The 12312-nt window shown below is 58.6% G+C and carries 9 protein-coding genes; 3 read left to right on the top strand and 6 right to left on the bottom strand.

Translation table 11 applies throughout. The features are described 5' to 3' along the window. Positions 1 to 223: 223 nt before the first annotated feature. The 5 genes from ACOTXR_RS21870 to ACOTXR_RS21890 are packed head-to-tail and all read right to left on the bottom strand — an operon-like array spanning position 224 to position 8190. The gene (locus ACOTXR_RS21870) at positions 224 to 2413 is read right to left on the bottom strand and encodes a TonB-dependent siderophore receptor (protein WP_421767115.1); all 2190 of its coding nucleotides are present in this window, start codon (positions 2411 to 2413) and stop codon (positions 224 to 226) included. 26 nt (positions 2414 to 2439) lie between these two features. After that, entirely contained in the window at positions 2440 to 3765 is a 1326-nt protein-coding gene (locus ACOTXR_RS21875) for a lysine N(6)-hydroxylase/L-ornithine N(5)-oxygenase family protein (RefSeq protein WP_058690820.1), read from the bottom strand. After that, positions 3762 to 5504, bottom strand: coding sequence for an IucA/IucC family protein (gene iucC, locus ACOTXR_RS21880; RefSeq protein ID WP_058690821.1), 1743 nt, complete (start codon positions 5502 to 5504; stop codon positions 3762 to 3764). Before iucC ends, ACOTXR_RS21875 begins: the two co-directional genes overlap by 4 nt. Continuing rightward, the gene (locus tag ACOTXR_RS21885; protein WP_058690822.1) at positions 5501 to 6448 is read right to left on the bottom strand and encodes a GNAT family N-acetyltransferase; all 948 of its coding nucleotides are present in this window, start codon (positions 6446 to 6448) and stop codon (positions 5501 to 5503) included. The genes iucC and ACOTXR_RS21885 overlap by 4 nt, the downstream gene beginning before the upstream one ends. Continuing rightward, complete coding sequence (locus ACOTXR_RS21890; RefSeq protein WP_058690823.1) at positions 6448 to 8190, bottom strand: IucA/IucC family protein; 1743 nt, start codon at positions 8188 to 8190, stop codon at positions 6448 to 6450. Before ACOTXR_RS21890 ends, ACOTXR_RS21885 begins: the two co-directional genes overlap by 1 nt. A 138-nt stretch (positions 8191 to 8328) precedes the next feature. On the opposite strand from ACOTXR_RS21890, the gene ACOTXR_RS21895 reads away from it, so the two are divergent. Then, positions 8329 to 9540: an MFS transporter gene (locus ACOTXR_RS21895; RefSeq protein WP_200923627.1), complete on the top strand. Its 1212-nt coding sequence runs from the start codon at positions 8329 to 8331 to the stop codon at positions 9538 to 9540. On the opposite strand, the gene mtfA is transcribed toward ACOTXR_RS21895, so the two are convergent. Next, entirely contained in the window at positions 9537 to 10331 is a 795-nt protein-coding gene (mtfA, locus tag ACOTXR_RS21900; RefSeq protein WP_014884426.1) for a DgsA anti-repressor MtfA, read from the bottom strand. The two genes, ACOTXR_RS21895 and mtfA, sit on opposite strands and share 4 nt — an antisense overlap. 216 nt (positions 10332 to 10547) lie before the next feature. On the opposite strand from mtfA, the gene ACOTXR_RS21905 reads away from it, so the two are divergent. Next, positions 10548 to 10694 carry a DUF2256 domain-containing protein gene (locus ACOTXR_RS21905; protein WP_072205392.1) on the top strand — a complete coding sequence of 49 codons (147 nt, stop codon included), beginning with the start codon at positions 10548 to 10550 and terminating at the stop codon, positions 10692 to 10694. After that, positions 10691 to 12220 (top strand): cryptochrome/photolyase family protein, encoded by a 1530-nt coding sequence (locus ACOTXR_RS21910; protein WP_101706507.1) that lies wholly within the window; start codon positions 10691 to 10693, stop codon positions 12218 to 12220. The genes ACOTXR_RS21905 and ACOTXR_RS21910 overlap by 4 nt, the downstream gene beginning before the upstream one ends. Positions 12221 to 12312: the final 92 nt, after the last annotated feature.

A 12312-nucleotide genomic window follows, 5' to 3' on the forward strand; every position in this document is an offset into this window, starting at 1 on the left:
CTCGAACCAGTGACATACGGATTAACAGTCCGCCGTTCTACCGACTGAACTACAGAGGAATCGTGTGAACGAGGCGAATAGTAGCGACCTCAGTTCGTCTTGTCAAAGGGGGAAAACGTACTTTTCGTTCGTTTGCCGACAATTTCAGCAAATCGCTGATTTTATAGCAAATTCGTGCTGAAATTACGCAGCAAATTGCGCCGCCCGCAGGCGGCGCACAGGATTAGAACAGTACGGAGTAGTTCAGACCAAACGTACGGCCACGGCCTTTATAGGTATACAAACCTGGTGCACCGTAGGTTGGGCTATACAGCCCCGGCGCGCGCTGACCCCAGGCGGTGGTGTAGTCTTTGTCCAGCACGTTTTCCACGCTGAAGCTCACTTTACCCACCGGCAGGGCGTAGCTGCCCAGGAAGTCGACCGTGTTATAGCCATCGATCTTCTTGCCGTCCGCATCTGACACGTCAAAGGTCTGCGTGCTCTGCACGCGCAGGGTCCAGTCGCCCGGTGCCCAGTTGACCCATGCGCTGGCTTTTGACTGGCTGGCGCTGTCTACCGTCAGCTTCTCCCATTTACCGTTTTCGCGGGTTTCAGACTTAATGGCGTTAAAGTTCGCGCCCGTGCTCCAGTCGCTGTCGGTGAAGAAATAGTCCACCTGGCCTTCAATCCCGTAGATACGACGCTTGTCGTCTTCGAGGTTGATGGTCATGTCCGTCTTGTTGATGGTGATCGTTTTGTCCGAGAGCGAGTAGTACGCCGCGACCTGGGTACGCAGGTTATCGCCGGTGTAGCGCCAGCCCAGCTCGTAAGCGTTGACCTTGATGCCGTCAAGCGTCGAGTCGTTCACGTTCACGCTGTTCAGCAGGCGATAGTGACCATCCACCAGCTGATAGGTGCCGGAACCGTAGTACTTCGCCAGATCCGGAATTTCAAAGCCCTGGGAGAAGTTAAACCACAGCTGCTGCTGTTCGGTCAGACGACCGAGGATCCCGGCGTTAAACAGGAAGTTATTGTAATCGGTTTTCCCGCCCGGCACCGCGTCTGCGGAGGTGGCTTTCCCGGTAGCAATGGCCTGCTGCTGGGCGTAACCCACAAAATCGTCCACCTTGTTTTCGGTGTACTGGTAGCGCACGCCGCCGCTCAGGGTGATGGCGTCAATGTCGTAGCTGGCCTGCAGGAACGGGGCGAGGTTGGTAATGCTGTAACCCGGGTAGCGGCCCACGTTATAGGCATTATCAAGCTCCATGCCGCCGCTCGCCGCTGCTTTGCTCAGATCAAAGAACTGCTGATTGGCATCGAAGGTTTCATGGTCGGCATCCACACCCCAGGTCAGGGTTAAATCATCCACCGGTTTGCTGTTCAGCGTCAGCTTGCCGCCGTAAAAATCGGTTTTCTGCTGCGATGCACCGATGCTGCTCACGACGCCTTTGGTCAGGGTCGGGAAGGGGTAGTAGGTCAGGCTTTCGTCACGATAGTAAATCTGCGCAACCAGATCCTGGCCCCAGAAGTCGGTATTGGAGTATTGCAGGTTAATCAGATGACGCTCGGTACCCGGTATACGGTCAGAATCGAGATTACCTTTGTTATAGGCAGTCGCATCGCCCGTGACCGCCGAGAAGTTTTTCCCGAGGTACAGGCCATGCTTGCCGTCGGACTCGCTCTTATAGTACTGCGTCGTGAGCTGAAGCTGCTGGTGTTCGTCAATGTTGAGGGTGCCGGTCCCCATCACATCAATACGGTCGGAATACTGTAAGCCGGTCTGGGTGTTATCAATGATCACCTCGTCGCCGTTGCCGTCATACCAGCCGCCGTAACGCTGATACGACACCGACAGACGACCCGAGGCGTTGTCGTTGCCGCCGCTGACCGCCGCCGACACGTTCTCATCGTGGTCGTTGTGGCTGTTAAAGCCGCTTTTTGCTCCGGTCTGGAACTCAACTTCGGCCTCAGGCTGGCCTTTTTTGGTGACGATGTTCACCAGGCCGCCGGTGCTGCCGCCGCCGTAGAGGGACGTGGCGCCGGAGATCACTTCGATACGGTCAATGTTGAACGGATCGATGGAGTCGAGCTGGCGGCTGTCGCTGCGGGAGGAGTTCAGGCGCACGCCGTCCACCATCACCATCATCGAGCGGCCGCGCAGGTTCATACCGTAGTTGGTACGCCCCTGGCTGCTAACGTCCATGCCCGGGATCAGCTGCGCCAGGACTTCTTTAATCTCCTTTCCGCCCTGAACCTGCTGCTCAATTTCAGACCGTTCAATAACCCACGTGGTCTGCGCCATCTCGGCCACGCTGCGGTGTGCACGGCTGGCGGAGACCACGATATTTTCTTCCTTTTGTTCTTCCGCCCACGCAGAGGTAGAAAGTATTGCAAGCAAGCAAGGATTTAAAACCCAAAGATGAGAACGTTTCATTGTTATGTTGATCCTGATTGTGTGTGTCAGTACTCGGTCGTTTTCTCTAACGCGTTAAAAACCGGGCTGCTGTCCTGGCTGGCGGTGGTGCGCCAGTGGATAACGCCGGGTGTGGTAGCCAGCTCAAATGGCTCGTCAGGATGCGCGCGGTTAAGAATGCGTGCGGCACGCCAGGCCATCAGGCTGAGCTGGGGTTCAGCAATGCCGAGACGGTGCATCCCGGCATTGACGGCAAACAGGCGGTTGCTCTGCGGGCCGTCCCATTCGAGGGTGAAATCGTTGTTGATGCAGAAGGCTTCGTCCGTATCCAGATGCAGGCGGTGAGACAGCGGGGCAAGGAACGCAGGCTGCACGGCGCGGTAACCGGTGGCAAAGATCACCACGTCGGTATCCAGCTGTTCGCGACCGCCGTCGAGATGATGCTGTATGCTCAGACGCTGACCGTTTTCCTGACGCGCCAGTGACGTCACCGAGCGGGACGGCAAAAGGTGCGCCCACGGTTTTTCACGCAGCACCTCAAAGCGGTGATACATGGCGCGGTAAATTGCCAGCAGGGACTCGGTGGTAATGCCGTCAGAGGTCATCTTCTGCTCGTGCAGCATCTGACGACGGGCCTCTTCGCCGAGCGTTGAGAAGCTGTCCACATACTCCGGCGTGAAGTACTCGTTGGCGAAGGCGGCTTCATCCAGCGCGTTATAATTGTTACGGCGCGACACCCAGTTCAGGCTTAGCGGCTGGCCCCATTCCCCGCGGAAGATATTTAAGAACAGGTCGGCACCGCTCTGGCCGCCACCGACGACGGTCACGCGCTTGCCCGCTAAATTTGGCGTGCGCAGCATCATCTCGCTGGCGTGGAAACAGGTGTCGTCCTGCACCGTCACGCAATCCGGGAGGTTAATCTGTTTGCCAATCCCCACGCAGACGTGGCGGGCAAAGAACCGATCCCGCTGGGTCACGACCTCAAACAGACCGCGTGTCTCATCAAAGCTCACCTGCTGCACCTGCTGGCTGAAGGCGAGGTTGGTGAGGTTTTCTGCCGCCCAGCACAGGTAATCGGCAAACTCTTCGCGAGACACCGTGCGCTGTTCGGTGGTCAGGAAGCGGTAGAACTTTTTACGCTGCACCAGGTAGTTCAGGAAGCTGTGGCGGTTGGTCGGCTCCACGGCGCTGACCAGATCCTTCAGGAAGCTGGTCTGCATGTGGCAGTCCGGCACCATCATCCCCGGGTGCCAGGAGAAGTGCGGCTTGCGCTCAAGGAACAGCGAGCTAAAACCGTCCAGCCCTTCGGCCAGGGCGGCGATGCTGAGGTTAAACGGGCCAATACCAATGCCGATGAAATCATAGGTTTTCATTGCGCTGACTCCTGGGAGGCCAGAAAAAGAGGGTTATCAAGGTCGGTAACGTAGTTCGGCAGCATGCGGCTGCCGCCGTCATGCTCGGAGAAGGTCAGTTTGACCGGGTTGAGGATCACGCGAATAATTTGCGGCTTAAACAGGTCGAACATCGCGAAACGTTCCGCAAGCTCGGGGTGCGCAGCCATATACCGGCGCAATACCCCCGCCAGGATTTGATAGAAACGGATTTCGCTCACGCCGCATTGCAGGGTGAGACGCGAGATAAAGCGCAGCACCGTCACAAAGTTGCCGGTTTGCAGGTCGTGGATGATGTAATCCGCGCTCAGACGTGCCGTAACGTCCTTCACCTGCGCCGGCAGGCTCTGCGCCTGCGGGAAATCTTCGTCCACCAGACGCATATCACCCTGGAAATCCTTCAGCAGGATGCGCTGCGGCACGTAGTTTTTCATCACCAGCGTCACGTTCTGACCGTGGGCGATCAGCGCCACGCCGTAGCGGCAGAGCAGGTGATAGAACGGGATCACTGTCGCGTCGAACAGCTTTTCCAGCCACGCGTCGGCGCTTAGCCCCGAGCGCTTAATCCACGCGTCGATCAGCGGACGCCCGGCGTTATCGGTTTCCATCAGCGCCGCCATCAGCACCGCCTGTTCACCGTCTTCTAAATAACAGGACGGATTCTCGCGCCAGATCACCCCCAGCATCTCCTGATAGCGGTAGGGCGCTTTAGGTAATGCGGCATAGCCCGGATGCGACAGATATCCGGCGGCGGGTTCACCCAGTACCTGCGCGCCGCAGCGAATCAGCGTGGCGTCAGAGGCGAACTGCTGCTGCAGCCAGCGTGAGGCCAGCGGCCCGGCGGCAATGTATTTGCCCGGAATGCCGCGATAGCAGGAGGTGTTGTAGATGGTCAGCGGCAGCTTGATGTCAAACGGCGCGCGACGACTGGCGTTGGTGAGCGTGCGCAGGGACTGCTGCGCCAGATACTCATCGCCAAATTCGCCCAGCTCCACCATCTCACCGCGCGCCAGCTGCGCCAGGAAGTGAATGGCAATTTTCTGCTGCCACTGCCACGGGTGTAGCGGCACGGGCAGCCAGCTTTCGTCGAGCTCCAATGCCTGCCAGCGATGATCAAACCGGACGCGCTCGGCGTTGTCCATGGTACTGGCAAGCAGATTCTGAATGTCGCAATCGGCGTCGCTGCTCCAGACCAGGTGTTCACGCTGAACGGCAACCCAGTGCAGACGAAAACGTCCGCGATACTCAGGCGCGTACTGATGCAGGGCATCCAGCCCCCATCCGCGGCGGCCTTTGTTGAAAATAAACTTAGGATGACCGCTCATCAGACACTGTAATTCATCCGGGTCGAGGTGGATCAGCGCGTCGGCATCCAGCGCTTCACGCGCCTGGAGCAGCTGAATATCACCGCGCAGCGTGGCGTAAAGATCTTCCATATGCTCCGCCGTTTGCGCGTCGCTCATCTCCAGCACGGTCGCCAGCTGCAGCAGCGCGCTTTCCGCTTCCACGGCGGCGCCGCTGGCGGTGGTCAGGGTATCAGGATCGATATGCAGCCAGCCCCAGATCCCGCGCGTGGCGCGAAACTGCCAGGACTCCGAGCCCATGGTGATGCGCCAGCCGTCCGATGAAACCGGCTCAGCGCGCAGGGTACGTTCGTATTCCAGTTCGGCGAGGATCTTCGCCACCATCTCGCGGTTTACTTTCTGCCAGAGCGCGTTCACAGTTCCACCTCATGGAAGAAGCGGTGACGCTCGCTCACGATCAGGCGCGAGCGCTTGTGCGGGAAGTCGAACTCTTTTGCGGTGTCGAAACCGGCGGACGCCAGGTGGCGGAACAGGCGTTGGTTGTCGAAGCGCGGCTCGGCCACAATGCGCGTCGTGCGCGGTTCATCCAGATACAGGTAGTGGCTCAGACCGCGCAGCCAGCTGCGGATGTACTGCGCGCCGCGCCAGCGCTCTTCGCCCACCAGCATATGCAGCCCGCGGTCGAACGGCTGCCAGCGGTAGTGGCGGCCAATGCGGTCTTCAGGTGCCCAGTAGAGTTCAAAGTAGCCGAACGGCTGATCGTCGAAGCAGCCGATAACCGGGTAGCAGTAGGTCGAGTCAAGCTGACGGCGCAGGTAGTTTTCCTGTTCGGCCTGCGGGCCGGCCATCTCCCAGAAGGCGTTCACGCGCGGGTTGTTCATCCATTGCGTGAATCGTTCGGCGTCCAGCGCCACGTCGGCCACGCGGAAGCTCAGCGTGCGTTTAATTTGCGGATCGTAACGGCGATACACCTCACCCTGCGGGCGGCGAGGGCGCTGCGGGAAGTACAGCTGACGGCTCTCATCAAACTGCATACCGTTGCTCGCCTGCGGTCGTTCACCTTTCAGCCAGAGCGGCAATTGCCAGAAGGTTTCACGCGCCAGGTAATCCCCGTGGGCCAGGCTAAACAGCGCCTTTGCCTGAGGTTCATCCTGCCAGGTTGCCCACGGCAGCGTAATGCCGGTCAGCGCGGGGGCGGCGACAAACAGCTGATCCAGCGCTTCCACCAGCCAGCCCGCCGGGATAGCCCCGAGACGCTCCAGCACCGCGCTGCCGTCGAGACCTAACGTCAGCGGCAGCGCGGTATCCGTTGCGGTGCAGCGAAAGCCGAAGCCAGAATGGACGATATTCGCGATGGCCATTACGCCTTCTCCTTGTAGAACGGGTTGCTAAAGTCGAAATAGATCACCGCCGGATCGGCGATGGTGTTTTCGTTGCGATCGTGCAGATAACAGAAGAAGTTGCCTTTGCAGTTCCAGGTCGGGCTGTCCAGCACGTAGTCAAGGCAGCGGGTCTGCTTCGCCGTACGGCGCAGCGCGACCAGCGCGTCACGCACGCGCGCCATCAGGCGCTCTTCACTGTCGAAACCGGCGGCGGCAAGGGCGGCAGTCACCGCAAGGGTGGAGTTCAGCAGCAGGTAGTAAGGGAAGTAGCGCAGCAGCTGGCTCTCACCGAAGCGGTTTTCCACGTCAGTTTCACCCGCCTCTTTCAGCCACCCGTCGGCTCCTTCGGTCCAGGCGCTGCCCTGGCAGTCACGGTAGATAAGCCCGACGGGGAAATCCTGCTGCATCTCAACCAGGATATTTTGCTGGTGGGCGAGCAGCACCAGGCCGTAGTCCGCCTCGGCGCTGAACAGGGGGAGTAACACGCGGTCACAATAGGCGTCCAGCCAGCAGCGTGCGGCCTGAGCGAGGGGTAAATCCAGACGCTGGCTCAGACGACGCACTGCCGCAGCCAGCAGGCTGTCACCGCCATCCGGGGCGGCCTGCGTCAGGCTGACCAGCACGTTGGTCTGCGTGTCCGGCGTGTCAAACAGCAGATTGACGCGCAGGGCCATCAGGCTCTCTTCCTGCACCACGCCGTTTTCGTCACGCAGTCCCGCCCAGCCGTCTTCCTGCATCACGCGCATCGTCGGGTAGCGTGCCTGAAGCGTTTGCCAGCGTTCCGTTTTCGCCAGGCGCGCCAGGCGCATCCCGCGCTTAACTTCTTTCACCGACAGCGTGCGCATGGAATTGGTCAGGCGCACGCTGAGGGAGAATTTAATCATGTCGCTGTTGGTTTCGCTGTACAGCGAGCGGGACGAGCTGGTGGGCAGCCACTGTGCGCCCGCTTCGCCCAGATCCTGCAATGAACCGTTTTCCACCAGACGCTGGCACCAGGCCTGACCCAGCAGATGCTCTGCCTGCCATGGGTGCATAGGCAACAGCCAGCGCGTGTCGGTGAAGTGGCCGAGCAGCTCAGGCGCGCTCTGGGCGGCGAAGCGCAGCAGACGTTCGCGCAGGGAGACGTTCAGGCTGTCACCGGCAATTCGCGTGCTCTCAACGGCAAACCAGCGCAGCGGGAAACGGGAGGCAAAATCAGGCAGATAGCGTCGCGCTTCGGTTTCGTTGAATGGCTCGTGCGACTTCGGTGCCGGGTGAAATGCGTGGCCGACCAGCAGCGCCTGTTCTGCTTCAGCAAACGTCAGCGGTTTATCACGCAGCGTGGACCAGCTGTGGCGCAGGTCGATCGCCTGCCAGGTATGCGCATGACTTTCCAGCACGCGTTGCTTAAAACGCGCCAGCGTATCGGCATCAAGAACGCCTTTTACTGATGGTTTTTCAAGAAGTAAATCAACCAGTTGGGTATATGTGACGGCGTCACCGCAGTCGCTATCGCTCTGGATAAGCGTTGCCGGGAAACAGTACTGATGGTGCTGGGTGGGAGAGAAATAGCGTACCGGAACCCGCAGGGCCTGAGCGGGAGAAAGCGGGATATGAATATGCGCCAGCTCATCCGCAGCGGCTGCGGGGAGATAGCGCCAGTCCGTCGTTTCGCGCAGCAGGGCATTTAAAAAACACTGGGCCGCAACGTCTGTACCGACGGAGCGGGGCAGAGTACGCATAGATGTACCTCATTCCATGATTGATAATAATTCTCGTTATGATATTCATTCTATTTACACTCACAACCATTTTTGCAATATTTGTTTTCATAAACTTCATAATTTCCACACATTTATTGACACTATGTTCACATTCTCATGCGCGCTAATTCAGAAACGCTGACTGAAAACGTCACCTCTAAAGCCAACTGGCCGCTGGCACTCTGTGCAGGTTTATTGGGCATCGGGCAGAACGGTTTGCTGGTCATGCTCCCGCAGCTGGTGAACCTGACCGGGCTGTCGCTCTCGGTCTGGGCCGGGCTGTTAATGTTCGGCTCCATGCTTTTTTTACCGGCATCGCCCTGGTGGGGGCGTCAGAGCGAGCGACGCGGCTGTAAGGTCGTGATGGTGGCCTCGCTCAGCGGCTATCTTGCCAGCTTCGCCGTGATGGCCGTGGTGGTCTGGGCAATGGCGGCCGGATTGCTCCAGAGCACCTGGGGGCTGGCGGGGCTGATCTTTTCGCGCCTGCTCTACGGTTTAACCGTGTCGGGGATGGTGCCTGCCGCCCAGACCTGGGCTATTCAGCGTGCGGGGCTGGACAAACGCATGGCGGCGCTGGCCACCATCAGCTCCGGCCTGAGCTGCGGCCGTCTGCTGGGGCCACCGCTAGCAGCAATGATGCTCAGCATTAACCCGGTGGCACCGCTCTGGCTCATGGCGATTGCGCCGTTTATCGCTCTGCTGCTGGTGCTGCGAGAAGTGGCTGACCCTCCACTGCCGCCGGTGGCGCATCAGGCGACCCGTCTGCAGGTCTCTATGCTGCCGTTCCTGCTGCTGGCGATGCTGCTGGCGGCGCTGGTGAGCCTGATGCAGCTTGGCCTCACGCCGCATCTCAGCCCCTTGCTGGAGGGCAACGCCCGTGAGATCAGCCACCATGTTGCGCTCCTGCTGAGCCTGGCCGCGCTGGCCACGCTCGCGGCGCAATTTTTGATAGTTCGCCCGCAGCACTTCAGCCCGCAGACGTTGCTCTGTATGGCGGCGGTATTGATGGTGGCAGGACTTGGGTTGATGTGTATTGCCGGGCTGGCGCTGTTCTACGTGGGAATTGCTGTCAACTCGCTCGGCGCGGCGATGGCAACACCGGGCTATCAGCTACTGTTGAACGATCGGCTGACCACGGGGAAAGGCGCGGGCGCGATCGCCACCAGCCATACGTTAGGCTACGGCATCAGCGCGCTGCTGGTGCCCGTAGTCACGCGCTTTTTCGGCGAGCAGTATTTAACGATGGCGGCAGGGGGGATGGCGGTGCTGTTTTTCGTACTGAGCATCGGGGTACGGTTAACCGGGCGCACCCCTGTCGAAAAAAATTAATGGACCTGGTGAGGGGAAGGGCCGACCGCCTCATTTTGACGCAGACGCTTAAGCGGATCCTGCTGATAAAACTGGGTAAAACGCTGCCATAGCGCCGGGAAACGCGGGGCGAAGAGTTCGGGGGCGCTGAAGAAGTACTCTGAAAGCACCGCGAAGCACTCTGCGGGGTCGGTCGCCGCGTAGGCATCAATGCTGGCGGCACTTTCGCCCACGAGATCGATCTCGTCCTGGATGTTATCCATCGCCGCATGCAGATCGTGCTCCCATCCTGCGACTTCACGCAGCGGGATCAGCGGAACGCCGCTGGCGCGGTCGCCGTTGCGGGTATCCAGCTTATGCGCGACTTCATGAATAATCAGATTAAAGCCTGACGCGTCGAACGAGTCCTGAATGTCGAGCCAGTTCAGGATAATCGGCCCTTGCTGCCAGCTTTGTCCGGACTGTACCACCCGCTGGTTGTGTACCAGGCCGATGTCATCCTCCCACTCATCGTCGACGATGAAGGGCGCCGGGTAGATCAGCACTTCATGGAAGCCGTCCAGCCACTCGATACCCAGTTCAAGCACCGGCAGGCAGAAAAGCAGGGCGATACGCGCGTTTTTCAGGGGATCCAGCTCGAACCCCTGCAGAGGAACCAGGCGTTTTTGCTGCAAAAAACGATCCGCCAGCTGAACCAGTTTTGACTGTTCGTCCGGCTGGAGATTCGCCAGAACAGGGATCGCCAGCGCGTCATCCCACGGCAGCGCCATATCCCGGCCAGCCTCATTCGTTTTCCAGGGCCACTTAATCATCGCTTTGCTCGCAAACTCGTCACTTGAACAAAAATGGGAAAGTCAGGTTCAGTTAAGATGCCAGAAAATGGCTTATTTCTACACTTCCAGCCTGAATAAACTATCATTTCGTACAGAGCAGTGGGTAGCGCTTTGCAGGCATCACCTTCATTTTGTGATGTCTGTCGTAGCCTTTATCCGCAGCCCGAGTGAATAAATCAGTCCGGTATTGAAAAGATGAGTGATTTCAAAGGTAACAAGCAGAACCTGCCCTGTCGGGCGTGTGTGCACTGCCAGCGGCCCATGACGTGGCGCAAGAAGTGGGCGAAATGCTGGGACGAGGTCAAATACTGTTCTGAGCGCTGTCGCAGGAGCCACCGTTGACCGAACTACGCCTGATTCTGGGCGATCAGCTCAATCCGCATCACAGCTGGTTTGATACCTGCAGCCCGAATGTCATTTACGTGATGCTGGAACTGCGGGCGGAAACCGCGTATGTCCTTCATCATGCTCAGAAAATCATCGCTATCTTCGCAGCCATGCGCGCGTTTGCCGCTGAGTTAAAAGAGAAGGGGCATCGGGTAAGGTATGTCCGGCTCTCTGAGGCTTCAAATCGCGGCGCGCTGGAAGATAATCTCAACGCGCTTATCGCACATTACCGTGCTGGCAGGGTGATGTGGCAGGAGCCCGATGAATGGCGCCTTGATGCGCAGTTGCAGGCGTGGGCGAAAACGGCGACCGTCGAGACGACCTGCGTCAGCAGCGAGCATTTTTTCACCTCCCGGGAGCAGGTGAGCGCGTTCTTTGCATCGCGTAAAAGCTGGCGAATGGAATATTTTTATCGGGAAATGCGTCGTCAGCATGGCGTGCTGTTGACCCCGGAAGGCGAGCCCGAAGGGGGGAAATGGAATTTCGATGCTGAAAACCGCAAGCGCTGGTCCGGCGAACCGCCTGCTCCGGATGACTCTCGCATCTACCACGATCGCTCAGCATTATGGGAAGAGATCCAACGCTGCGGCGTACGCACCTTTGGCGAACCGCAGGCCAACACTTTTCGCTGGCCAGTCGACCGTGCTGAAGCTAAAGCCCGGCTGGATGCGTTTATTTCGCACGTCCTGCCCCAGTTTGGTAACTGGCAGGATGCAATGCACACGGAAGAACCTTTTCTTTTCCACTCCTTAATTTCATTTGCGCTGAACACCAAAATGCTCAATCCCCGTGAAGTGGTTGCCGCCGCCGAGCAGGCATGGCGCTCGGGTGATGCGCCGTTGCCTGCTGTCGAAGGGTTCATCCGGCAAATTCTTGGCTGGCGGGAGTATGTGCGCGGGATCTACTGGTCGCAAATGCCGGGCTATCGGGAGCTGAATGCGTTAGAGCAGCACACCCCACTGCCGGAGTGGTTCTGGACGGGCAAGACGCAAATGCGCTGCCTGGCGCACGCCATTGGACAGTCGCTCACTGAGGCTTACGCTCACCATATCCAGCGCCTGATGATTATCGGGAATTTTAGCCTGCTCGGTGGTCTCTCGCCGCAGGCGGTACATGAATGGTATCTGGGCGTGTATATTGATGCGTTTGAGTGGGTGGAATTGCCCAATACTCTCGGCATGAGCCAGTTTGGCGATGGCGGTTTACTGGCCAGTAAGCCTTATGTTTCAAGCGCGTCTTACATCCATAAGATGAGTAACTACTGTCAGGGATGTCGGTATCAACACAATCAACGCACCGGCGAGCTGGCATGTCCCTTCAATGCGCTTTACTGGGATTTCTTTGAGCGTAACCAGGCACGTCTCGGTCACAATCCCCGGCTGGGCATTGTCTTTAAACAACTCGCGGATATGACGGAAGAGGAACGGCACGCTATTGCTGAGCGCGCCGGACACATTCGTCTCAATCTCAACGACCTTTGAACGGCATTCCGACACCGCGCCGGTTGCGGCAGGTTAATAAGCCGTTATTATTTTGGACTTTGTAACGTATTCCCTGACAGGACCGCCAGATA

Source organism: Enterobacter cloacae complex sp. IR53030, assembly GCF_049238365.1.
Lineage (GTDB): Bacteria > Pseudomonadota > Gammaproteobacteria > Enterobacterales > Enterobacteriaceae > Enterobacter > Enterobacter kobei.

Bases quoted from the DNA above. Each gene is read 5' to 3' on its own strand.
- ACOTXR_RS21870 (WP_421767115.1), bottom strand. From the start codon at position 2,413: ATGAAACGTTCTCATCTTTGGGTTTTAAATCCTTGCTTGCTTGCAATA.
- ACOTXR_RS21875 (WP_058690820.1), bottom strand. From the start codon at position 3,765: ATGAAAACCTATGATTTCATCGGCATTGGTATTGGCCCGTTTAACCTC.
- ACOTXR_RS21885 (WP_058690822.1), bottom strand. From the start codon at position 6,448: ATGGCCATCGCGAATATCGTCCATTCTGGCTTCGGCTTTCGCTGCACC.
- ACOTXR_RS21890 (WP_058690823.1), bottom strand. From the start codon at position 8,190: ATGCGTACTCTGCCCCGCTCCGTCGGTACAGACGTTGCGGCCCAGTGT.
- ACOTXR_RS21895 (WP_200923627.1), top strand. From the start codon at position 8,329: ATGCGCGCTAATTCAGAAACGCTGACTGAAAACGTCACCTCTAAAGCC.
- mtfA (WP_014884426.1), bottom strand. From the start codon at position 10,331: ATGATTAAGTGGCCCTGGAAAACGAATGAGGCTGGCCGGGATATGGCG.
- ACOTXR_RS21905 (WP_072205392.1), top strand. From the start codon at position 10,548: ATGAGTGATTTCAAAGGTAACAAGCAGAACCTGCCCTGTCGGGCGTGT.